Source organism: Ruegeria sp. ABM4_193 (assembly GCF_056158705.1).
Window position 1 is genome coordinate 862,728 of sequence record NZ_JBSWTT010000001.1, and the last position, 22,682, is coordinate 885,409.

At 57.2% G+C, this 22,682-nt stretch carries 17 protein-coding genes; 7 read left to right on the forward strand and 10 right to left on the reverse strand.

Annotated elements, in window-relative coordinates; genetic code table 11:
* Nucleotides 1-64: 64 nt before the first annotated feature.
* Nucleotides 65-1,714: an Ig-like domain-containing protein gene (locus ACXADZ_RS04355; protein WP_475192924.1), complete on the forward strand. Its 1,650-nt coding sequence runs from the start codon at nt 65-67 to the stop codon at nt 1,712-1,714.
* Nucleotides 1,715-1,753: 39 nt separating this feature from the next.
* Here ACXADZ_RS04355 and ACXADZ_RS04360 read toward each other — a convergent pair whose 3' ends face one another.
* The 7 genes from ACXADZ_RS04360 to ACXADZ_RS04390 all read right to left on the reverse strand — a co-directional run bounded on the left by ACXADZ_RS04360 (nt 1,754) and on the right by ACXADZ_RS04390 (nt 7,766).
* Nucleotides 1,754-2,128: a DUF2237 family protein gene (locus tag ACXADZ_RS04360; protein WP_171187008.1), complete on the reverse strand. Its 375-nt coding sequence runs from the start codon at nt 2,126-2,128 to the stop codon at nt 1,754-1,756.
* A gap of 9 nt (nt 2,129-2,137) precedes the next feature.
* Entirely contained in the window at nt 2,138-3,301 is a 1,164-nt protein-coding gene (locus ACXADZ_RS04365) for a serine hydrolase domain-containing protein (RefSeq protein ID WP_475192927.1), read from the reverse strand.
* An 83-nt stretch (nt 3,302-3,384) separates the two neighbouring features.
* Nucleotides 3,385-4,065, reverse strand: coding sequence for an aminoacyl-tRNA hydrolase (gene pth / locus ACXADZ_RS04370; protein ID WP_475192929.1), 681 nt, complete (start codon nt 4,063-4,065; stop codon nt 3,385-3,387).
* Nucleotides 4,066-4,192: 127 nt separating this feature from the next.
* On the reverse strand, nt 4,193-4,846 hold the full coding sequence (locus tag ACXADZ_RS04375) for a 50S ribosomal protein L25/general stress protein Ctc (protein ID WP_171178062.1): 654 nt from the start codon (nt 4,844-4,846) through the stop codon (nt 4,193-4,195).
* A gap of 247 nt (nt 4,847-5,093) precedes the next feature.
* Entirely contained in the window at nt 5,094-6,260 is a 1,167-nt protein-coding gene (locus ACXADZ_RS04380; RefSeq protein WP_475192934.1) for an alpha-hydroxy acid oxidase, read from the reverse strand.
* A gap of 147 nt (nt 6,261-6,407) precedes the next feature.
* Nucleotides 6,408-7,199, reverse strand: coding sequence for a tryptophan synthase subunit alpha (gene trpA / locus ACXADZ_RS04385; protein ID WP_171094305.1), 792 nt, complete (start codon nt 7,197-7,199; stop codon nt 6,408-6,410).
* Nucleotides 7,200-7,277: 78 nt separating this feature from the next.
* A complete protein-coding gene (locus tag ACXADZ_RS04390) occupies nt 7,278-7,766 on the reverse strand; it encodes an acyloxyacyl hydrolase (RefSeq protein WP_171186995.1) in 489 nt (162 codons plus the stop codon).
* Between the two features lie 200 nt (nt 7,767-7,966).
* On the opposite strand from ACXADZ_RS04390, the gene ychF reads away from it, so the two are divergent.
* Nucleotides 7,967-9,064 (forward strand): redox-regulated ATPase YchF, encoded by a 1,098-nt coding sequence (gene ychF, locus ACXADZ_RS04395; protein WP_171094301.1) that lies wholly within the window; start codon nt 7,967-7,969, stop codon nt 9,062-9,064.
* Between the two features lie 141 nt (nt 9,065-9,205).
* Here the strand turns inward: ychF and ACXADZ_RS04400 are convergent, their stop codons facing one another.
* Complete coding sequence (locus tag ACXADZ_RS04400) at nt 9,206-9,640, reverse strand: LCCL domain-containing protein (protein ID WP_475192940.1); 435 nt, start codon at nt 9,638-9,640, stop codon at nt 9,206-9,208.
* Between the two features lie 229 nt (nt 9,641-9,869).
* Between ACXADZ_RS04400 and ACXADZ_RS04405 the strand changes: the two genes are divergently transcribed.
* The 5 genes from ACXADZ_RS04405 (at nt 9,870) to ACXADZ_RS04425 (ending at nt 16,771) form a co-directional block, all read left to right on the forward strand.
* The gene (locus ACXADZ_RS04405) at nt 9,870-10,751 is read left to right on the forward strand and encodes a LysR family transcriptional regulator (protein ID WP_475192943.1); all 882 of its coding nucleotides are present in this window, start codon (nt 9,870-9,872) and stop codon (nt 10,749-10,751) included.
* A gap of 85 nt (nt 10,752-10,836) precedes the next feature.
* Nucleotides 10,837-12,540: an NAD(P)H-dependent oxidoreductase subunit E gene (locus ACXADZ_RS04410; RefSeq protein ID WP_475192945.1), complete on the forward strand. Its 1,704-nt coding sequence runs from the start codon at nt 10,837-10,839 to the stop codon at nt 12,538-12,540.
* A 13-nt stretch (nt 12,541-12,553) separates the two neighbouring features.
* A complete protein-coding gene (gene fdhF, locus ACXADZ_RS04415; RefSeq protein WP_475192948.1) occupies nt 12,554-15,337 on the forward strand; it encodes a formate dehydrogenase subunit alpha in 2,784 nt (927 codons plus the stop codon).
* Between the two features lie 115 nt (nt 15,338-15,452).
* Nucleotides 15,453-16,238 (forward strand): cyclase family protein, encoded by a 786-nt coding sequence (locus ACXADZ_RS04420; RefSeq protein WP_475192950.1) that lies wholly within the window; start codon nt 15,453-15,455, stop codon nt 16,236-16,238.
* Between the two features lie 11 nt (nt 16,239-16,249).
* Nucleotides 16,250-16,771, forward strand: a complete 522-nt coding sequence (locus ACXADZ_RS04425; protein ID WP_475192953.1) for a thioesterase family protein — start codon at nt 16,250-16,252, stop codon at nt 16,769-16,771.
* A gap of 4 nt (nt 16,772-16,775) precedes the next feature.
* On the opposite strand, the gene ACXADZ_RS04430 is transcribed toward ACXADZ_RS04425, so the two are convergent.
* Both ACXADZ_RS04430 and ACXADZ_RS04435 read right to left on the reverse strand, forming a co-directional pair.
* The gene (locus ACXADZ_RS04430) at nt 16,776-20,864 is read right to left on the reverse strand and encodes a translocation/assembly module TamB domain-containing protein (protein WP_475192956.1); all 4,089 of its coding nucleotides are present in this window, start codon (nt 20,862-20,864) and stop codon (nt 16,776-16,778) included.
* Complete coding sequence (locus ACXADZ_RS04435) at nt 20,861-22,666, reverse strand: autotransporter assembly complex protein TamA (RefSeq protein ID WP_475192960.1); 1,806 nt, start codon at nt 22,664-22,666, stop codon at nt 20,861-20,863. Before ACXADZ_RS04435 ends, ACXADZ_RS04430 begins: the two co-directional genes overlap by 4 nt.
* Between the last annotated feature and the right edge of the window lie 16 nt (nt 22,667-22,682).

The window sequence follows — 22,682 nt, forward strand, 5'->3', positions numbered from 1 at the left end:
GGGTTGCTGTTTTGACTCAAGCCCCTTTTTTGTTTGGCACCCGCGCAGTGCTGTAGGAGGTAAAATGGTAAGGTCAGCTATGTTGAGGTTGTCTAGCCTCGTGCTGCTCATTGCAGCGCTATTGCTTGGGGGCACAAAACAGGGTGCAGCGCTTGGCACCAATTTCATAGTGCAGAACAACCCGACGCCCAGCGGCGGCAATGTGGTGATTTCCAACAATCCGGCGTTGGGCTCGGCCTTCGTATCTGCGGGGGGATCTGTCCCGGGGGGCACCTTTTACAGCTTGGGATCTGTTTCCACGGTTTTGCCAGCAATCACCCCTGCCGCGTTGACAGGGCTTGGTTGGATCAATCCGACTATTATCAGTCAGGACGGGGCAGATTCGACTTATGCTGCTGATGGATACATGGGGTTTGTATTTACAGCACAGGAAACCGCAGGTGGGCCGCTCTATCGATATGAATTCGCGCTGTCCGGTGTAACGAACACGGTTCCAATCAACACGCGAACACTGGTGGATACAACCCAGCCAACGGCCACAATCGGAGCATTGACGGCTACAGGAAGCGGCACGTTTCAAGCGACGATCACACTCAGCGAACCCAGCACCGATTTCACTGTGGGTGACCTGTCGGTGACAAACGCAACGGCCACCCTGACAGGGTCAGGGACCAACTATGTTGCAACGCTGACACCGCAAAACAACGGCACCATCGAACTGTTCGTTCCAGCGGGTGTATTCACCGACGCGGCAGGGAATTTGAACCTGGCCTCCAACACTGTGACGACGGTACAGGCGGTTACAAATACGCAGCGGCTGATACAGGCGTTTCAGAACGCGCGGGCCACTAGCCTTGCGACCAACCAGCCGGGATTGACCCGGTTCTTGCAGCGGTCGGGTTCTGGCGTGTTGGACACGTCGGTGACGCAAGGTTCGGGATATCTGAATTTTGCCTCAGATCCATCCAACCCGGTCTGGTTCAATCTGACCGGCAACTGGAGTTCACAGGACAATTTCGACAGCTCTTATGCGTTGGCCGTTCTGGGCGCGCATCGTCAGGTCAATTCGAACCTTCTGATCGGGGCTATGCTGCAACTCGACTATGCCGAAACAGAAAACGGTCCGGCCAGCGTTGACGGCACGGGGTGGCTGATTGGCCCTTACGTGGTCGCCAAGTTGCCCAGCCAGCCGGTGTTTTTTGAAGGGCGCGCTCTGTATGGACAGGCTGACAACGACATCTCTCCACTTGGGACCTATACTGATAGTTTCGACAGCGATCGCTGGTTGGTGCAATCGCGCGTCACTGGCGAAATCAAGCGAGGAGCCCTGACTTTGATGCCATTGCTGGATGTCAGCTATGCCAGCGATGATCAGAAGGCGTACACTGACAGTTTGGGGAACCTCATTCCACAGCAGGACTTCAGCCTCACTACGGCGCGGTTGGGTATGGATTTCAGTCACCCTATCCAGGTGTCGCGTGGTGCCATGGAGCTAACCGGTGGATTGTCAGGGATCTGGAGTACAACCTCGGGCACCGGCACTGTCCCCGGCGTGACACCGATTGGCGATACGGCCCGTGCCCGTGCGGATTTGGGCTTTGACTACCGACTAGAGAATAACAGTTTGCTTGCGGCTAACGTGTTTTATGACGGCATTGGTGAAAGCGGGTTCGAGAACTACAGCGTTAACCTGCTCTGGCAAATGTCCTTCTGAACCATTCTGAGTGGATCAGACATGGCTCTTCTGAGGCTTTCACTTTTCCGCTTTGTGCTGTCGCAAAACTTCAAGGGGCACGATCTCTAACGCGCGTTGATGCGTGGCCTCAAGATGGACCTGAGGCGCACATCCTTCGTCATGGGCTTGTAGAAAGCGACTGGCGCAAAGGCACCAGCTGTCACCGGGCTTGAGACCGGGAAAGTCGAATTCGGGCCGTGCAGTGCTCAGATCATTTCCGACATATTTCGAAAAGGCCAGAAACTCGGCTGTCATCACCGCACAAACGGTGTGGCTGCCCTGATCTTCGGGGCAGGTGTTACAAGCGCCGTCCCGGAAAAAGCCGGTTAGGGGATCTCTTGAGCAGGGGGCGAGGACACCACCCAGCACATTGATACTGTCTTGCTTTTGCATAAGGCTACCTTACAGGCTTTCTGCGATCTTGCGGAACATTTCGATGTTCTGATCATTCACGCCGGGTTCACGGAACAGGCGATCTGCACCGGTCGAGACGATAAGAACACCGCGGGGCTGATTGAAATAAATGTACTGACCGTAAACGCCACGGGCCAGAAACTCACCCTCATGCGCACCTCGGGGTATCCACCACTGATAGCCATACCCGACCTTGCCTTGTGCCGTCGGGGCGCTGGGTTGCGTGGCCTCAAATATCCATTCGGCGGGGACCAGTTGCTGCCCTTTCACTTCGCCGTCTTGCAGTATCATCTGACCAAACCTAGCAAAATCGCGCGTGGTGAAGTTCAGGCCGCCCAAAACAAAAGCAACACCGGTACCGTCGGTAACGTAGTATCCGTCGCGTTCCAGGCCCAAGGGTTGAATGATTTTTTCAGTCAGCAGATCTGCAACGCTCTGCCCGGTCGCGCCGCGTATCACCATGCCCAGGACGTGTGTATCGATCGAGACGTATTGCCAGGTTTCGCCCGGCGTCGCGAAGCTGTCTTGCAAGGATGCCGCGAAATCGTCCAGCTCACCACCTAAGGCGATCACGCGCCCCATCCTGTTGATGTCGGAATTCGGGTCCAGATAATCCTCGTCAAAGGTGACCCCGCTGGCCATGTTCAACACATTGCGGATTGTCGCGCCTTCATACGCGCTGCCCTTGAGCTTTGGCGCGTATTTTATCACCGGGTCATCCAGCGACTCGATTGCGCCCTCATCCAACAAAATCCCAAACAGAGCTGACAAATAGCTTTTTGCCACCGACCACGAGATTCTACGGTCATCCGGTCCGGTGCCCAGATAGTATTCCTCGAACCGGATATCGCCGTCCTGCATCACCAGCAACGAGGTGACAGAGCGTTCATCGATCCAGGCGTCGGTGCCGTCCGGCAAATCAAACCCGTCGCCATAAGGCAGCTCCCATGTCGGGGCGTTGCCACGGGGCAGATCAACAGTCAAAAAAGCCGTGTCCATATGCGAAAAATTGTGAACGATCTTTTCTTCGGAAAACAGCGAGTTCACAGCCATCAGGCGCTGCAGCTCTTCACGTTTCCACAACCCTACGGCAACGGCTGCCAAAGTCAGCGCTACACCGATGCGCAGCACCCATTTCAAGAAGGTTCTCATCCCTTAGCCTCCCTTGGTCCACGGTATTGGATCGCGGCCGCATTCATTCTGCAATGGCTACGTAACGGAAGGTTTTGGACCTGCTATTTGAATTTGTCCAACAGCTTCTGCATGGCAGAGCGGTCATCAACCACTGGTTCTGTTGGTGTATCAGGCTTTGCCTGGGTCTTCGGGGCAGGGGTCTTCGAAGATCGCGGTGGAGCAGTGCGCAGCGCGACCGCATTCATGAATTTGCCACCATCTCCGTTTGCCAAATATGCCGCGCCGTCTGAAACCCCGCGCAGAACATCATCCAGCCAGTCGGCATCTGCCTTGGAAAAATCGCCCAGAACATAGGGCGAGACCATCTCTTTCCGCCCCGGATGCCCGATCCCCAACCGTACGCGGTCATAAGCCGGGCTGATATGATCATGGATCGAGCGCAGGCCATTATGCCCGGCATGCCCTCCACCCGCTTTCACGCGGACTTTGCCGGGGGCGAGGTCCAGCTCGTCGTGAAAGATGGTCACATCGGTTGAATCCAGTTTGTAGAACCGCATCGCTTCTCCCACCGACTGTCCCGACCGGTTCATGAAGGTCTGTGGTTTGATCAGCAGAACTTTTTCATCACCCAAACGCCCCTCGGTGATTTCGGCCTGAAATTTGGATTTCCATGGGCCAAAGCCGTGATCCTCGGCGATCCGTTCCACGGCCATGAAGCCAATATTGTGCCGGTTGCGGGCGTATTTCGACCCCGGGTTCCCCAATCCGACAAACAGTTTCATAGTCTCATCCTTGTGCGATGCAGGTGGTTGATGGCACGGAATGCCACCTGTTTCCAGCCCGAGCGGCAAAAGAAAACGGGGCCCGACAGGGGCCCCGTTTCCAAATCCGAACTCTTGAAGTTCGAGCTTACTCTTCAGCAGCGTCCTGACCGACGACTTCAACCTCGTCAGCTGCCACTTCTTCACCTTCTTCGTCGTCGCTTGTGGACAGACCTGTTGGTGCCGAAATGTTGGCAATCACGAAGTCACGGTCGATGGTCGGTTTGGTGCCTGCGGGCAGGTCGACCGACGAAATAGTGACAACGTCGTTGATGTTCAGACCGGTCACATCCACGGTGATCTTCTCAGGGATATCACCCGCGGTGCAGACCAGTTCGACTTCCGGACGGACAACAGTCAGAACGCCGCCCTTCTTGATGCCGGGCGCTTCGTCTTCGTTGATGAACTCAACGGGGATAAACAGCGCGATTTTGGTGGTCCGGCGCAGACGCATCAGGTCCAGGTGGGTCGGCAAGTCTTTGACGATGTCACGCTGGACATCGCGGCAGATGACGCGGACATCTTCGTGGCCGTCAACTTTCAGGTTCCACAGAGTCGACTTGAAGCGGCCTGCTTTCAGGCGCTTGAACAACTCGTTGAACGGGATCTGAATCGGCAGCGGCTCTTTATCGCCACCAAAAACAATGCCCGGAACCATGCCGTCGCGGCGTGCCTGACGAGCGGCGCCCTTGCCTGTCCCCGTCCGTTCCAGAGCTACGAGATCAGGAATCTCTCCAGCCATGATAATTCTCCAATGTTAGGGCGGGCATCCTCCAAGGCTGTATGCCCGCGTGAAGCCGCGTCCTTAGCTTGATTCATTGGGTTTGAAAAGAGGTTTTTAGCCGTTTTCCTTTTTGCGAGGCTCTGCCTCGCGCTCCGAGGTATTTTCGGCCAGATGAATAAAGGATCCTTGCTTCATCTGGCTATAAATATCGCGGGGGAGGCGCCCATCGGGCGACCGGGGGCAGAGCCTCCCTTTAACAACTGGTTCAGTCTTGCCAGCGACCGCCAAAATCTTCGGGCACAAGAAGGTTATGGCGGCCAAGATCGGTCACTTTACGCTCACCGCAAAGTGCCATTGTGGTGTCCAGTTCTTTTTGGATTACTTCCAGCGCCGCGGTCACGCCCTTTTGCCCCATGGCGCCCAGACCGTAAACAAAAGCGCGCCCAATGTAGGTGCCTTTCGCCCCCAAGGCCAATGCCTTTAAAACGTCCTGCCCGGATCTGATGCCGCTGTCCAAATGCACCTCGATATCTCCACCGACAGCATCCATGATCTCGGGGAGCACGCGGATCGAACTCAGGGCACCGTCCAGTTGACGCCCCCCGTGGTTGGACACAACAATGGCGTCTGCGCCCAGCTTGGCAGCAATCTTGGCGTCTTCGGCATCCAGTATCCCTTTCAGGATGACCTTGCCGCCCCATTGTTCCATCAGTTTTTCGACTTTGGCCCAATCCAGGCTGGGATCGAACTGCTCGGCGGTCCAGGCACCTAACGACGAAGCGTCTGAGATGCCTTCTACATGCCCTACGATGTTGCCGAATTCGCGTCTTTGCGCGCGCAGCATTTGGACACCCCAAGTCCATTTGGTCATCAGGTTGGCGATGGTTTTTGCCGTCAGTTTCGGAGGGGCAGAAAGGCCATTTTTCAGGTCCTTGTGGCGTTGACCAAGAATTTGCAGATCCAAAGTGATTACCAGCGCTGAACATTTGGCGTCTTTGGCGCGCTGGATCAGTCGGCTGACGTAATCCGTGTCCTTCATCGTATAAAGCTGGAACCAGAATGGCTTGTTGGTGTGTTCTGCCACGTCCTCGATCGAGTTGATCGACATGGTGGACAGGGTGAAAGGTACGCCAAACTCCTCGGCCGCTTTGGCCGCTTTCATTTCTCCATCCGCGTGCTGCATCCCCGTCAGACCGACCGGTGCCAGTGCAACAGGCATCGAAACATCCTCGCCAATCATCTGTGATGATGTCGAACGCCCGGACATATCAACCGCTACCCGTTGGCGCAGACGGATTTCTTCAAAATCGCTGCTGTTTTCGCGAAACGTCTGTTCCGTCCAACTGCCGCTTTCGGCGTAGTCATAGAACATCCGTGGTACACGACGTTCATATATGCGCCTGAGGTCTTCGATATTGGTAATTACGGGCATGGCTGAGGACCTCTGGGTTTTCTGGTTAATTTTCCTTACCAATCCCTTCCAAGGCCTGCAATGGATTGACCACGTGACCGGCCGTCAAAAAAACCGCCGCAGGGCATTCTGCGGCGGTTTGTTAGATATTGAAATGCGCTCTCTAGGTCAGACGCTGTGCGCCCCATCTGACAGAGATTTAACAAAATCCAGTACTTCGGCTACCGGTTTGCCTGCGCCGATCTGGCTCACGATCGCCGATCCGACGACGGCACCGTCGGACACGGATGCGATATTGCGGGACTTCTCGGGCGTGTTGATGCCAAAACCCACGATCACCGGCAAATCTGTCGCGGCTTTGATGCGAGCGACTTCGGGGCCAACATCCGTTGCCTGAGCTTCGGCCGCGCCGGTGATCCCGGTGATCGAGACGTAATAAACGAAACCGGATGTGTTCTGCAGAACGCGCGGCAGGCGCTTGTCGTCAGTGGTCGGGGTTGCCAGACGGATGAAGTTCAACCCCGCCGCCTGAGCGGGCAGGCACAGTTCTTCGTCTTCTTCCGGCGGCAGGTCCACAACGATCAAACCGTCAATCCCGGCTTCTTTTGCATCGGCCAGAAATGCGTCTACACCCCGGCTGTAAATTGGGTTGTAATACCCCATCAGGACAATCGGAGTCGTATCGTCCGTTTCCCGGAATGTGCGGGCCAGATCCAATGTGCGTTGCAACGTCATGCCGCCATCCAAAGCGCGTTGACCCGCTGCCTGAATTGTCGGCCCATCGGCCATCGGGTCGGTAAATGGCAGGCCCAGTTCGATGACGTCTACACCAGCGCCCGGCAGACCCTTAACCACTTCAAGTGAGGTATCATAGTCGGGGTCTCCGGCCATGACATAGGCAACAAAAGCCTTCTTTCCTTCGGCTTTCAGGGCGGCAAACTTTGCGTCGATACGGGTCATCGGATGTCCTTGCACTCGGGTTTGGACCCGTGTGCAGAAAGTTTGCCCGAAAATCAATCCCGCCAGGGCAGGAATAGATCAGAAGCCAAGATGATAGCGCAGCAGCACCGCGTTTACGCCAGGGTTATCGTCGTTTGTGCTGGCGTTGGATTTATGTGTGATCGCGAACGACACACTGTTTCCGTTGTCCAGTGCATAGCCCAGGCCAAGGAGACTGCGGATCTGAAAGTCACCCCCCAAGTCGTTCAGATCAATACTTGGGTTAAAATACCCTGGCATGACGCTGCCTTCCACAAACCAGCGTTCGTTCAGCGCATACAGTCCGACCACCCCCAGGCCGATGTGAAAATCGCCATTCTCATGTAGAGACAATGCCGTTCCCCAACCCACGCTGAACCGGGTCGCCTCGTGAAACGGCTTATGGTGGTATTCAAGGGAGAAAAGCGCTTGGTCCTCGGATGCATTGTCAGAGAAGTCTGCATATCCAGCGCCAAATATGACTTGTTGGGCTTGGGCTGTCGCATATGTGGAAACTGTCAACGCGGTCGCAAGTAAAAGCTGTTTCATTTTATTTTGCCAGTGAATTCTCGTCGTTCAATGCTAGTTGGTTATCGTAGAGGCATTTTTTCAATTCAGCCAAGAACACGTTTTTGGAACGTTTTTGTGATGTGACGATTTGGACTCAGCCGTGGCAAGTCCAGCAATGGCTTGCGCATTGAGGCTGACCTGCATAGAAGCTGCGTTCGTATTCTATGCAGGAGGCCGTGATGGGCTTTAAAATGGGAATCGTGGGTCTGCCGAATGTGGGCAAATCGACCCTGTTCAACGCGTTGACCAAAACCGCAGCCGCGCAGGCGGCGAACTTCCCGTTTTGCACCATCGAGCCAAACGTGGGCGACGTGGCCGTGCCGGATGACCGTCTGGACAAGCTGGCCGCGATTGCTGCGTCGAAACAGATTATTCCAACGCGGATGACGTTCGTGGATATTGCCGGCCTGGTCAAAGGTGCCTCAAAGGGTGAGGGTCTGGGTAACCAGTTTCTGGCCAACATTCGTGAAACCGACGCCATTGCACATGTGCTGCGCTGTTTCGAAGACGGCGACGTGACCCATGTGGATGGCCGTGTCGATCCGGTGGCCGATGCCGACACCATCGAGACAGAGCTGATGCTGGCCGATCTGGAAAGCATCGAAAAGCGCCGCGCCAATCTGGTGCGCAAGCTGAAGGGCAATGACAAAGAAGCGCAGCAGCAGGATCGTCTGTTGGCCGAGGCGCAAGCTATGCTGGAAAACGGCAAGCCTGCGCGATTGGTCGAAGTGAGCGACGAAGACGCCAAGGCATGGAAGATGCTGCAACTGCTGACCACCAAACCGGTGCTTTATGTCTGCAATGTATCCGAGGAAGAGGCGGCTGAGGGCAACGAGTATTCAGCGAAAGTGGCCGAGATGGCCGCCGCGCAGGGCAATTCTCACGTCATCATCAGCGCCAAGATCGAAGAAGAGATCAGCCTGCTGGAAGAGGACGAAGCCCAGATGTTCCTTGAGGAAATGGGTCTGGAAGAACCCGGCCTCGACCGCCTGATCCGCGCGGGCTACGACCTGTTGAAGCTGGAAACCTATTTCACCGTCGGCCCGAAAGAGGCCCGCGCTTGGACCATCCGCACCGGCACCGCCGCGCCACAAGCGGCTGGTGTCATCCATGGTGATTTCGAAAAGGGCTTCATCCGCGCGGAGACCATCGCCTATGACGACTACATCGCCGCCAATGGTGAGCAAGGTGCCAAAGAAGCGGGCAAGATGCGGGCCGAGGGCAAGGGCTACATCGTCAAGGACGGCGATGTGATGCATTTTTTGTTTAACACTTAAGCCGTGGCACCTTCTCTGCTTCAATTCTGGGATGTCATTGCGCGAGCACCCGAGCCATGACCGCTTTGAGCCCAATCCGGGAATTGGCTAATTCCATAGAAATTGTTTTTGTAGTGCAAGGTCTCCATCGAGCACTTGTGACTAGTGGCCCACAAATCGCTCGACGTCGAAACTGCCGAACTGGCTTGGATGGTCCCAGTCTGAACTAAAAACTCCGTTCGCAAGGGTGCCCACAAAGCTCTCCTGAACAGGTCCAGGGATGACACGAACGTCACCTCCCTGTTTTCCTGTTGCTCCGGCATGAAGCGCGGCCATGCAGATATTGCTTATCCCGTCGTATGGACCACTGCCGTACGCATAGCCACCTCTAAGTCTTCTGGCTTCAGCAGAGCAATGACAATTGAAGGGTTTTGTTGAATAAGGTTGCGTGTCACCGCGACTTGCAAGTTGTGGCGGGCAATCTGGAAGAAAAACGGGGTTTGTTGCCGGCTCTTTTTCCTCGCTTTGCGCGTTAGCTGGCATTACGGTGACCAAGGCAAAAAAGACCAATATGAAAGTGCGTGAGTATTTCGCCATCTCTAAAGACCCTCCGTTTAAGCTCAGTCATTGTACTACGTGTTCTTTCAAGTTGCGGCTGCTGCTATGTCCGCTTCTCTGACATTCAGATACCATCTCGGGGAGTTTGCCTGCTCGTATTTTGCTTGCGTACTCGTATTGGGCAGAGATTCTGGTCAGATCACGCGTTTCTACGCATTGAAAACCTCGCTAGAGTAACTTCTTAGCATGCCATTCGAGAATATCCTAAATGATCGAAATCCGCGACCTCCAACTCCTCAGCGCCTTGGCGCGGCATCGCCACTTTGCCAAGGCAGCCGAGGAATGCGGGATTTCGCAGCCTGCCTTTTCGATGCGCATTCGCAATCTCGAAGACCGTCTGGGCGTCTCCATCGTGCGCCGGGCCAACCGGTTTCAGGGTCTGACCGAAGAGGGCGAGATGATCGTCCAGCGGGCGCGGCGTATTCTCGACGATACCAAAGCGCTGGAACAGCAGGTGCTGGCCGCCAAAGGTGAGATCACCGGAACGCTGATCCTTGGCGTGATCCCCACCGCGATCGCCTTCACCGGTCGCCTGATCAAACGGCTACGCGATGCGCATCCGCGTATCATCACGCGGATCGAAACCATGTCAGCGACCGCGATTCAGCATCGGCTGGATGAGGGCAGCTTGGACGCGGGCATTACTTACGGCGACAGCATCGGCACAGATCTGCGGCAGGTGCAGCCTCTGTACGAAGAAACCTATGTTTTGCTGATTCCGTCACATATGACCGACGAGACCGGCCCGATCCCTTGGGCGCGGGTGGCAGAATTTCCGCTCAGCCTGCTGGAACCGCAGATGCAGAACCGGAGAATTCTGGACCGGATATTCGCCGAACAGGGCCTTCATCCAGATGTTGTGGCCGAAACCAGCGGATTCACGGCCTCGATGGTGATGGCGCGTGAGGGGCTGGCGGCCACCGTTGTCCCCCGCGTTCTGGTGCGCGCGCTGGGCGATTTGAGGGGGACCAAGGTGCTGCCCTTGGTCGATCCCATTGTCAGCAAACCGATTTGTCTGGCGACCCTCAACCGTGATCCGGAACTGCCGACGGTTCAGGCTTTGCGTGCTGTGGTGACGTCTTTGCGGTGATAAGCTGTCGTTATCGTGCGATAGCGACAAGAGATTTGACGATATGCTATTCTGATGAGACACGGAGCCTCAATCGGAGGGCATCATGGCACCATTAGATACCAAGCCATCAGGCGCACCCAAGGGCGTCTGGAAGTCAGGTAAAGGCAAGGGGCGGCACACGCCCAAAGGCCGTCAATTCACGGATGAGGCGCAGGCTGAAATTCATCGCCTGTTGGGTGACCGCCCGCGCCGCCGTGACCTGTTGATCGAATTTCTGCATTTGATTCAGGACGCACACGGCCGTATCAGCGCCGACCACATCGCTGCGCTGGCTGTTGAGATGCGTGTCGGACAGGCTGAGATCTATGAGACCGCCACCTTCTATGCCCATTTCGATGTGGTAAAAGAGGACGAGACGCCTCCGCCCGCGCTGACGATCCGGGTCTGTGATTCCCTGTCTTGTGAAATGGCTGGTGCCCAGCAGCTGCAGAAAGCTCTGGAAGACGGCTTGGATCCGGCTGAGGTCCGCGTTGTTCGTGCGCCGTGTATGGGCCGCTGCGACACTGCTCCGGTGCTTGAGATTGGTCACAACCACATTGACCACGCAACACCCGAAAAGGTGCAGGCCGCGATTGCTGCGGGCGACACCCACGCGCATCTGCCCGATTATGAAGGCTTCGCCGCCTATGAAGCCAATGGCGGTTACGCCAAGCTCAAAGAGCTGCGCGACGGCGGTGATTGGGAAAAGGTGCAAGAAGACGTGCTGTCCTCGGGCCTACGTGGTCTGGGTGGCGCCGGTTTCCCGTCGGGTAAGAAATGGGGCTTTGTTCGCATGAACGAAGGTCCACGCTATCTGGCCGTAAACGGAGATGAGGGCGAGCCGGGCACGTTCAAAGACCGCTACTATCTGGAACGCACGCCGCATGTCTTCCTTGAGGGCATGTTGATCGCCGCCTGGGCGGTCGAGGCTGAGACCTGCTTTATCTACATGCGCGATGAATACCCGGCAGTGCTGGAGATTCTGCGCCGTGAAATTGCTGCCTTGGAACAGGCGGGTATTGTCGACAAAGGTTACATCGACCTGCGCCGGGGTGCTGGTGCTTACATCTGCGGTGAGGAATCCGCGATGATCGAGTCGATTGAAGGCAAGAAGGGCCTGCCGCGTCACCGTCCTCCGTTCGTGGCGCAAGTTGGTGTCTTTAACCGCCCGACCTTGGTGCACAATGTCGAAACACTGTATTGGGTCACCAAAGTGTGCCGTGAAGGGCCGGAATGCCTGAACAGCACCGAAAAGAATGGCCGCACTGGCCTGCGCAGCTATTCGGTCTCGGGCCGGGTGGCAAAGCCCGGTGTGTACCTGCTGCCCGCAGGGTCGACCATACTTGATGTGATTGATGCCGCCGGCGGCATGGCCGAAGGCCATGTGTTCAAGGCGTATCAACCGGGCGGGCCGTCGTCAGGTCTTCTCCCCTCCAGCATCGACGACGTCCCGCTCGACTTTGACACTTTGCAACCACTGGGCACCTTCATCGGCTCCGCTGCAGTTGTGGTTCTGTCAGATCAGGACACCGCTCGCGACGCTGCGCTGAACATGCTGCGGTTCTTCGAAGATGAAAGCTGCGGTCAGTGTACGCCCTGCCGCGCGGGTTGCGAAAAGGCGGTTAAGCTGATGCAGGCCGACAAATGGGACACCGAACTGTTGGAAGATCTTTGCCAGGTCATGGGTGATGCCTCGATCTGCGGTCTGGGGCAGGCGGCCCCGAACCCGATCCGCCTGGTCATGAAACATTTCGCTAACGAAATCTGAGGGAGACAGAGCCATGCTTGACGCAAGCCCAACCAAGACCGTCACCTTCAACCTGAACGGCGATGACGTCACTGTGCCCGAGGGCACCACGATCTGGGAAGCGGCCAATGGCCGTGGACTGGTGATCCCCCACCTGTGCCACAAACCGGCACCTTGCTACAAACCAGACGGCAACTGCCGCGCGTGCATGGTCGAAGTCGAAGGCGAGCGTACACTGGTCGCCTCGTGCATTCGTCCGGCGGCCGAAGGGATGGTCGTCAAAACCGACACCGACCGCGCCGAGAAATCGCGGGCCATGGTCATGGAACTGCTGGTGGCCGACCAGCCTGAGCAACCGCATGATGCCTCAAGCCATTTCTGGGACATGGCCAAGCTGAACGATGTCAGCGACAGCCGATTTCCCGCGAAAGAGGCCGAGAAAATCCCTCTGCTGGATGACAGCCACGTTGCGATGCGTGTCAATCTGGACGCCTGCATCAACTGCAACCTCTGCGTTCGCGCTTGCCGTGACGTGCAGGTGAATGACGTGATCGGCATGGCTGGTCGCGGCCACACTGCGCAGGTGGTGTTCGACCAGAACGACCCAATGGGCGCATCAACTTGCGTGGCCTGTGGTGAATGTGTTCAGGCATGCCCGACCGGTGCGCTGATGCCCGCCACCGTGCTGGATGATCAGCAATTGGGCGACAGCAAGGACTACGATTCCGAGACCGAAAGCGTCTGCCCGTTCTGCGGTGTGGGCTGTAAAGTCTCGCTGAAGGTCAAAGACGGCAAGGTGAAATATGTCGAGGGCATTAACGGCCCCGCTAACGAAGGCCGTCTGTGTGTCAAAGGCCGCTTTGGCTTTGACTACATCCACCACCCGCACCGCCTGACCAAGCCGTTGATCCGGCGCGAAGATGCCCCTGAAAAGGGTCTGAACGTCGATCCTTCGGACCTGTCGACTCATTTCCGCGAAGCAACGTGGGAAGAGGCGATGGATCTGGCTGCGACCAAGCTGATGGCTCTGCGCGAGGAAGATCCGCGCAGCGTTGCAGGTTTTGGCTCGGCCAAGTGTACCAACGAAGAAGCCTACCTGTTCCAGAAGTTCATCCGTCAGGGCTTCAAACACAACAACGTCGACCACTGCACCCGTTTGTGCCACGCGTCGTCTGTCGCAGCTTTGATCGAGAACGTGGGATCGGGCGCTGTGACAGCGACCTTCAACGAGATCGAAAACGCGGATGTGGCAATCATCATCGGGGCCAACCCGATTGAAAACCACCCCGTTGCAGCGACCTACTTCAAGCAATTCACCAAACGCGGCGGCAAACTGATTGTGATGGATCCGCGCGGCGTCGGGATGCGCAAATTCGCAGACGAAATGCTGCAATTCCGCCCGGGTGCTGATGTCTCGATGCTGAATGCGATCATGAACGTGATTGTTGAAGAGGAACTCTACGACAGCCAGTACATTCACCGCTGGACCGAGAACTGGGAGGCCGAAAAAGAACACCTGCGCCAGTTCACGCCCGAGGCGATGGCACCGATCTGTGGCATCGAACCAGATCAGTTGCGCCGCGTGGCCCGCACCTTTGCGCAGGCTAAGGCCGGTCTGATCTTCTGGGGCATGGGTGTCAGCCAGCATATCCACGGCACCGACAACTCGCGCTGCCTGATCAGCCTGGCGCTTATGACCGGCAACGTGGGCAAGCCCGGCGCGGGTCTGCACCCGCTGCGTGGCCAGAACAACGTTCAAGGTGCCTCGGATGCGGGTCTGATCCCGATGTTCCTGCCGGACTACAAGACCGTCACGGATGACAACATCCGGGCTCAGTTTACCGATGTCTGGGGTTCGGACGATTTCTCGAACGAGAAGGGCCTGACCGTTACCGAGATCATTGATCAAATCTATGCGCGCAACATCAAGGGCATGTACATTCTGGGCGAAAACCCGGCCATGTCCGACCCGGATGTAAACCACGCCCGTGATGCTTTGGCCAAGCTGGATCTGATGATCGTGCAGGACATTTTCCTGACTGAAACGGCGAACTATGCCGACATTATCCTGCCGGCCTCGGCGCTGTATGAAAAGAACGGGACGGTATCGAACACCAACCGTCAGGTACAGCGTGTGCGTCCGGCCGTGGCACCTCCGGGTGAGGCGCGCGAGGATTGGGCGATCACGGTTGAGTTGGCGCAGCGCATCGGTCTGAACTGGGAGTACACCGATGTGTCTCAGGTCTTTGCCGAGATGAAGCTGACCATGGAGTCGTTGGACAACATCACGTGGGAACGTCTGGAAACCGAGACGATCACTTACCCGTCGCTCAGCGAGACCGACCCAGGCCAGTCCATCGTGTTCGGCGACGGCTTCCCGCGCGCCGACGGCAAGGCAAAGTTTACTCCGGCCAGCATCATCCCACCGGATGAGGCCCCGGATGAAGAGTATCCGATGATCGCCACAACGGGTCGCCAGTTGGAGCATTGGCACACGGGTTCAATGACCCGCCGCGCCACTGTTCTGGATGCCGTAGAGCCGGAAGCGAACTGTTCGATGAATCCGCGCACGCTCAAGCTGATGGGGATCGAACCGGGCGAGATGATCCGTCTGACGACCCGTCGCGGTTCCATCGAGATCATGGTGCGTGCCGACCGGGCGATCGCCGAAGACATGGTGTTCATCCCGTTTGCCTATGTCGAGGCGGCTGCGAACATGCTGACCAATTCGGCCATCGACCCCTATGGCAAGATCCCCGAGTTCAAGTTCTCGGCGATAAAGGTCGAAAAGATCGAAGACGCCATCGCAGCGGAATAACCTCTGCGCCAGTCACTCTTTCGAATAGGCGGTCTTAATGGACCGCCTTTTTCGCGTCTTGACAGCAGCTTACGCGCGGCCAACCCTGTGCCAACGATCAAAAACGGAGAATGCTATGGCGCGGCGTTTTGTGGACCTGTCCGTCCCGCTGGAAACCGGCATTGTATCGGACCCGCCGATCATGCTGCCCGAGATCGAATACCTGACACATGACCAAACTGCCGAGCAGGTCATGTCCTTTTTTCCCGGTCTTGCCAAAGAAGACCTACCGGGTGGCGAGGGCTGGGCGTTGGAACGTTTGCAAATCGCGACCCACAACGGCACCCATCTGGACGCGCCCTATCACCACCATTCCACAATGAGCAAAGGCGAGCGGGCAATCACCATTGATGAGGTTCCTTTGGAATGGTGCATGAACCCCGGTGTTAAACTGGATTTCCGTCATTTCGAGGATGGCTATGTGGTCACCGCAGCGGATGTCGAAGCCGAGCTGAAGCGGATCGGTCATAGGCTGAACCCATTGGATATCGTGGTGGTCAACACGTCAGCAGGGACGCAGTACGGCCAACCCGACTATCTGATGAAGGGGTGCGGTATGGGCCGTGAGGCGACTTTGTACCTGACCGAGCGCGGGGTCCGGGTGACCGGAACAGATGCCTGGAGTTGGGATGCGCCCTTTCCGCTGACCGCGCAGGAATATGCGGAAACCAAAGACCCCTCGATCATCTGGGAAGGGCACCGTGCCTCGATGGAGATCGGGTATTGCCACATGGAAAAGCTGACTAATCTGGAAACGCTTCCGCCGGCAGGGTTTGAGATTTCCTGTTTTCCCTTCAAGATCAAAGGTGCGTCGGCCGGGTTCATCCGCGCCGTTGCGATCTTTGAAGATCCGGACGAGTGAGGACTGTTGCCATGCCACAGGAAACCCAGCCCTTAGGTGGCCATGATGGTCCGTACGATGCGCCTGTTGAAATTCACGAGTTTGCGCTGCATCCAGATTGGATCGACTACAACGGGCATATGAATGTGGGGTATTATGGCGTCGCGTTCGATTTGGCTTTTGAACGGTTGCTTGTCGATCATCTTGGTCTTGGCGAGCCTCAGGTTCAGGCGTTGGGGCAGGGGCCGTACGTCCTGCAATCCCACATGCAGTTTCTGCGCGAAGTGACCGACGACATGACGATCTATTTCCAGTTTCGATTGTTGGATGCAGATCACAAACGGGGGCACTATTTCGGTCAAATGATCTCGGCCCCCGACCAGACTGTATGCGCCACGCAAGAAGTGCTGTTCATGAATGTCAGCCACAGAACAGGTCGCTCTGAACCCTATCCGGATTGGGCGGTCACTCGGTTGGCACGGATGGTGTCGGATCACGCGTCTTTGCCACCCGCGCCCCAGATTGGGCAGCCGATTGGTATTCGCCGCAAATGACGCTTTAATAATCGCGTTCGAAAAATACCCCGATGCCGGTTTCGCCGCGGCCATCAACCGTGCCCTTGACCGTGAAATTGTCTGTCACATCCAGGTTCAGGTTCACCTCGGTATCGCCTTCGGTATTGACCGTGAAATCGGTGTACAGGTTTTCACCCAAATAGGCGCCAGCCCCCAACCGACCCGCACCACTTTCCGAAGCGCCGACATCGATTGTATCCACGCCGGTGGAGTCCCGCAGGCCCTTGGTTACATCACCGCCCGCGCCGCTGAGTTGGGCCAGCGAGGCGGCCATCTGCGCAATCAGGAATGGTGAAATCTCCGAGAACCGATTCCCGAACAGCAGCATCGCAAGCGCTTCTTCGGCTGGGCGTTCGGGGTCAGAGAACACGTTGACCTCGGGCGAATCCAAAGGTCCTGCAATTTCGATTGTGGCAGTTCCGTCCGACGTACTGGCCGAGGACTCGAACTCGATATAAGGTGTCAGGTCGCCTTGGAGGGTAACGATGCCTTTCGTCAGGGCCAACCGGCGGCCCAGAATGTCGAAATTGCCTCGGATCAGTTCGATCTGGCCGGACGGAACGACGGCAGTGGTGGTGCCGCCGATGAAGATCCGGCCACCCAACTCTGCGTTTACGCCCCGTCCTCGGACGAACACGGCCTTGGGGGCCAGCAGGCTGATGTCCAGCGCAATTCTGGAATTGCTTTGGCTGGCTTCTTCCGTGACAACCAGCCCCGCGCGTTCTCGGGTGACAAAGGCCGGGCGGCTTTCATTGACATGTTCAATCTCGGGGATCGGTGCCGCCCCGACCGCGCCGGAAGCGGCCGCGAGATTGATGTTGGTTTCGTCGAACGTGATTTGCCCGGCAATCGAACTGTCTCCGGCTAGCGCCCCGGTCATTGCGATCTGGCCATTCAAGGTAGTCTCATAGAGCAGCTGATCCGTCAGCACGAGGCTGTTCAACGCCGTCGTGATCTGGGCGTTGAAAGGCGGTGTAAGGTCAACAGGTCCGGTAACGGTAAAGCCACCGCCAGCGCGTACTCCACCGCTGAGTTTGATGGTTGCACGACTTTGCGCCAGATCGATCTGGCCGCTGATACCGGTGATCGTTTGGCCTGCATCTGGAATAGCAAGTGATGTGCCAGAGGTCGTGACAGATCCACTCAGCGACGCCAGCGCAGGTGCCCCTTTCAGGGCCAAATTGAAACGTGCCGACCCGTCGATCTTGTTGGGTGTAATAAAGATATTTGCTATCCCAAGGTTGACGCCGCCTTGCGCCTTAAGATCGGCTTCAGTGCTGGTTTCGTCGAAGGTTCCGGCAACGGTGCTGGTGATGTCGGCGGGCCCTTCGGCTTTGGCATCGATGGTCCAAAGCCCATTGTCCCGCTTTGCATTGCCCGTCGCTGCGATGGTGCCCGGGAAATCAGGGACGAACCGCTCAATACGGTTGAATTTTGCGTCGAAGTCCAAGTCGGCTGAGCCGTTCGTATCGACCGAACCCGCGACTTTGGCATAAGAGCTGTCCGGTCCTTGCAGATTGGCTTTGCCTTCAAAGCCTGTGCTTGTGGGCGCGACGTTTCCATCCAGTTTCAATGGCCCCGTCAATGTTTGCGACAGTCGGCCCAAGTCGTCCAGCGCAGCAGTAAAGCTCAACCCTCCGGCATCCCGATCGAGTTTCCCAGAGGCCTCTGCCGACAGGGCGGTCCCTTTCAACCGGAAACCGCGAATATCAAGACCATCATCGCCTTTTTGCGCGTCCACGGTCAGGGTGGTGCGCCCTTGGATCAGTTTGTCGACAGCGTCGATTCCGGTCTGGATGTCGTTCGCATCCAGTTTGCCTTTCACATCAAAGCTTTTGCTTCCTAACGCACCTTTGCCCGAAACATCGGTTTTGATTGACCCGGCAAGGTCGCGTTTGGCAAGGCCCGAGAACAGAGACAGATCGGGGATGTTCAGGCTGGCTTCGCCATCCACAGCCAGCGCACTTGTCGGATCGTCGATTGTGGCTGCCGCTTGTGCCGTAAGGGCGGTTCCGTTCACCTTGGCGTCGCGGATCACAATTTGATCCTGACTGAGCGCACCGTCAAACGTGATCTCGGTCCGACCCGAAACCAGGGGTTCAATTTCAGACATGCCGGTTTTGATGTCCCGGCTCGTCACGCTGGCGGTCCCATCGAATTCCAGCGTCTGAACCGCGCCCTTACCGTTGAGCTGCGCTTGTAAGGCACCGCCAAGCTCGCGATTTGCAAGGCCCGAAAAGATGGAGAGGTCCTGAGCATTGACCGTGGCCTGCCCGTCGATGGTCAGATTGCCACCGGGCGTGGTAACTGTACCGTCAGCCTGTGCACGCAGGGTATCCCCGATCAGTGTGAAATCCCGGATCGTTACGCCATCTGCACCCCGCTTGGCGTCTACAGTGATTGTGGTGTTACCGCGAATGACCGGATCGATGTCGTCGCGCCCGGTGGACAGGTCATTTCCTTCGACCTCTAGCTTGCCGTCAAAGCTGCCTTCCAGCGGAGAGCCTTGCCCCACAAGCCGTGCAGACGCCTGGCCCCCAAGATCCATCTTTGCCAGATCCGAAAACCGCGACAAGTCCGTCGCCTGCAACGTGGCCGTGCCATCTACGGCCAGACCGGTGGAGAGGCCGCTGATTACCGCGTCCAGCCCCAGTTCGTAATCAGAACCAACCAACTCCACGCCGGACAGATTGACCGTTTGATCACTGCCATAGGCGAACACGCCATCCAGCGTGACGCGCTCGCCGACGGCTGCGTTCAGCGCATCGTCGGCCAGGTCGATCCCGTCCAGAGCAGCCTGAAGATCGCCATCCAGTTGCAGGGCCGTCCCTTGTTCCAGCGTACCCTGCGCCGAGATTTGCACACGTTGCAAATCGATCTGTGGCGTCTTTATTCCGTTGGCTGTAAGGCTCAGGTCCCAAAGATTGCCGTTTTTCTCGTCAAACAACGCGGAAATCTGTGCCGCTTCGATGGACGTGTCGCCGCCCGAAACCGGCAGTACCACGTTTTGCCCGTCCGGCGGTGTGATCCGCCCTTGCAAGGCGGCCAGTTGCAGTTGCCCACCGGCGGCCAGTTGCAGCTCACCCTTGAGGTTCAGCGCTTGAGAGGTCAGCTCAAGATCACTGATGGTCAGCGCGCCATCTGCTTCGGTTCGCCCGTCCACAAACAACTGTGTCTTGGTGCCAAAGAACGTATCCATGTTTTCGGCTACAAAGGGCGTCAGATCCCCACCGAGATCGGCTGTAAAGGCGATGCCCTCGTCTGCGCTTGCCGCTGCGGTCGGGGCCGAACGCAGGCGCACCTGTCCGGTCACGCGTGGTTGGCCATCACTGCTGAGGCCAATATCCGCCGTGAAATCGCTCACCGGCCCGGACCCTTTTGCGGTCAGCCCAATGGGTGGGCTATCCGGGATTTTAAGAGCCGTAGATATCAGGCCGCCCGCCGCCTCGGTCACTTGAAGATCAAGATCGATTTGACTGTCAGAGTTCTGAAACCCCGCGCTCAGCTTGATTTCATCCCCGGCGCGGTCCAGACGTGTGATGTCGAGATTTGTATCCAGCGTGCCATCCGCCAGTGACAGGTTTCCGGTCACTGCCAACTCTGCCGCAACGCCGATCAGTGGCTCGCCCAAAGACAGTTCGGTGATGCTGATTTCACCGATTTCGATGGAAACAGGAAGTTCGGGCAGTTGAAAGGCTTGCGTTTCAGCTGCGGGGGGCGGCGTATCTTTGGTGGTGGTGCCCGGGGTGCGGGCGATGTCAATTTCCTGTGCGGTCAGGGCGTTGACGGAAAACCGGCCACGGATCAGCGCCAGACGGTTCCAGTCCAGCACCGCATCCTTGATGGTCAGCCAGATCCCTTCATCGTCGGCAACCGTAATCTCGGCGATGGTGGCCCGCGAACTCAGCGCGCCTTGAAGACCCGTGACGGTCACGTTCTGATCGTCACCTGACAGCGTATCCTGCAGGAACCGCTCGATCATGCTGCCGCCTTCGTCCTCCTGCGCTTGCCCGGCCGTTGGTGCAAGCAGCAGAGTGCCGATCAGCAGAGGGTATGAAAGAAACCGTCTCAAAACGCCTGTCCGATCCCGATGTAAAACTGCAGACCGTCGCCGGTGGGACCACTCACCGGATAGGCGAGATCAAATCGCAAAGGTCCAAATCCGCCCAGATCGTATCTTACACCAATACCGGCGCCAGCGTGGTCTTCGGCACCGCTGCCGATGAACGAAGACGTATCGACAACACCGTAATCATAAAACCCGACCAGTGACAGGCTATCGGTGACCTTGCCGCGGATTTCACCTGACAAGCCGATAAAAGACTTGCCGCCTGCGATGCCGGTTCCAACCGGAATGCCAAGGCTTTCATAGGGTTGCCCGCGAACGGTTCCCGCACCGCCCGAGAAGAAAAGGAAGTCAGGCGTGACGCCATCGGCAGGGGGGCCAATTACGGAACCCAGCTGCGCGCGCCCGGCCAAAACGATCCGGCCCCCTGTCCCCAAGCTGGTATAAGCCCGACCATCAAAGAAAAGGCGGATGCCCGTGTCGGTACCGGAAATACCAACAAAGGGCATGACTTGTGAATCAAGATAAAAGCCCCGTGTGGCGCTGACTTTACTGTCGCGTTCGTCCCATTCCGAGCGGAACGGCACGATGAAATACCTGAACTTGCGACCGCTTCCATACGCATCATCAGCATCCGACCACTGAAAACCGGCAGAGGCTTCGGCATAGAGGTTGTCCGAGAAGGTGCGACGCGCACCGTAGGCCAGCGACGCAACCGACACGTTGTAGTTTTCAGTGTTGCGCCGTTCCAGTAGCGCGCTCCAGAATGTGTTGTCGTCCGGGCCGAGGCGATCCGGTTGATCCAGACGCAAGCCGATCCGGCCGTCGATGTTCTCGGCCCCGCCGATGTTGCGTATCGCGGCTTCAAAGCGCAAACGTTCCGCGCGTTTGAACATATTGCGATGGGCCCAGGTCGCTGTCACGTCAACACCATCGCGCGAGGCGATTTCAACACCAAAGGTTATGCGACGTTTGGGCAGGTCTTCGAAAGTTGCATCAAAGTCTAACGTGCCATCTGGATTTGGTGTCTCACGCTCTTGCAGTGAAACGACGTTGAACGTGCCGGTGCGGCGCAGTCGTGTTCCGACCTTTTGGATCTTTTCCGGCGAATAAACCTCTCCACTTGGAAACCCAGCGATCTTTTCGATGGATCTGTGGCGCACATCCGTGTCGCCCTTGATGAACATTTTACCGAATGTCAGCCTGCGCCCCGGTTCCAGCGTGACCTGAGCGTCCAACTGCGCCTGAGAATGCCGTGCGATGACTTTCTGCCCCGCGACCCCAGCCTTGGCATGGCCTGCATCCCGCCACCCCTGCACACCAGCTGACGTGGCCTGTTGAATAGCACCGGTTGTTGCCAGTTTGCCGGTTGCGAACTCTTCCGGCAGAACGGTGTCAGGCGCCAACGGCTGTACAGTGGCGGTGCCGAATTTAAAGCTGGGCCCGGTTTCAACGTTAATCGCCGCCCGGTCGATCTTTGCCGGAACGGTCAGCGAACTCATTTCCGCGGCTTCCTGGCCGTCGAGTTTGATGCTGACTACCGGGCTGAAATACCCCTCGTCATACAGGATCTGCACAATCGTGCGGTAATCCGACAATGCGGCGGACAGGATTTCAAGCGGGGTATCCAGGCCGCGCTCTTCGGCGGTGGTGACGGATGACGTCTCTTTCAGACGCTCCACCAGTTCTTTGGACGCACCCGGTGCGGTCAGAGAGGTTTCCAATGCCAGTGACACGTTTGGAGCCGACGCCACAACAGCGACACTCAGCCAGCGCCTCAGACGGCCTTGCGGCTTGCTCCCTTGCATGAATTGCCCCAAATGT

Coding starts and splice junctions, on each gene's coding strand:
- ACXADZ_RS04375 (WP_171178062.1), bottom strand. CDS start 4,846: ATGGCTGGAGAGATTCCTGATCTCGTAGCTCTGGAACGGACGGGGACA.
- ychF (WP_171094301.1), top strand. CDS start 7,967: ATGGGCTTTAAAATGGGAATCGTGGGTCTGCCGAATGTGGGCAAATCG.
- ACXADZ_RS04400 (WP_475192940.1), bottom strand. CDS start 9,640: ATGGCGAAATACTCACGCACTTTCATATTGGTCTTTTTTGCCTTGGTC.
- ACXADZ_RS04425 (WP_475192953.1), top strand. CDS start 16,250: ATGCCACAGGAAACCCAGCCCTTAGGTGGCCATGATGGTCCGTACGAT.
- trpA (WP_171094305.1), bottom strand. CDS start 7,199: ATGACCCGTATCGACGCAAAGTTTGCCGCCCTGAAAGCCGAAGGAAAG.
- fdhF (WP_475192948.1), top strand. CDS start 12,554: ATGCTTGACGCAAGCCCAACCAAGACCGTCACCTTCAACCTGAACGGC.
- ACXADZ_RS04355 (WP_475192924.1), top strand. CDS start 65: ATGGTAAGGTCAGCTATGTTGAGGTTGTCTAGCCTCGTGCTGCTCATT.
- ACXADZ_RS04360 (WP_171187008.1), bottom strand. CDS start 2,128: ATGCAAAAGCAAGACAGTATCAATGTGCTGGGTGGTGTCCTCGCCCCC.
- pth (WP_475192929.1), bottom strand. CDS start 4,065: ATGAAACTGTTTGTCGGATTGGGGAACCCGGGGTCGAAATACGCCCGC.
- ACXADZ_RS04365 (WP_475192927.1), bottom strand. CDS start 3,301: ATGAGAACCTTCTTGAAATGGGTGCTGCGCATCGGTGTAGCGCTGACT.
- ACXADZ_RS04380 (WP_475192934.1), bottom strand. CDS start 6,260: ATGCCCGTAATTACCAATATCGAAGACCTCAGGCGCATATATGAACGT.
- ACXADZ_RS04405 (WP_475192943.1), top strand. CDS start 9,870: ATGATCGAAATCCGCGACCTCCAACTCCTCAGCGCCTTGGCGCGGCAT.
- ACXADZ_RS04390 (WP_171186995.1), bottom strand. CDS start 7,766: ATGAAACAGCTTTTACTTGCGACCGCGTTGACAGTTTCCACATATGCG.
- ACXADZ_RS04420 (WP_475192950.1), top strand. CDS start 15,453: ATGGCGCGGCGTTTTGTGGACCTGTCCGTCCCGCTGGAAACCGGCATT.
- ACXADZ_RS04410 (WP_475192945.1), top strand. CDS start 10,837: ATGGCACCATTAGATACCAAGCCATCAGGCGCACCCAAGGGCGTCTGG.
- ACXADZ_RS04435 (WP_475192960.1), bottom strand. CDS start 22,666: ATGCAAGGGAGCAAGCCGCAAGGCCGTCTGAGGCGCTGGCTGAGTGTC.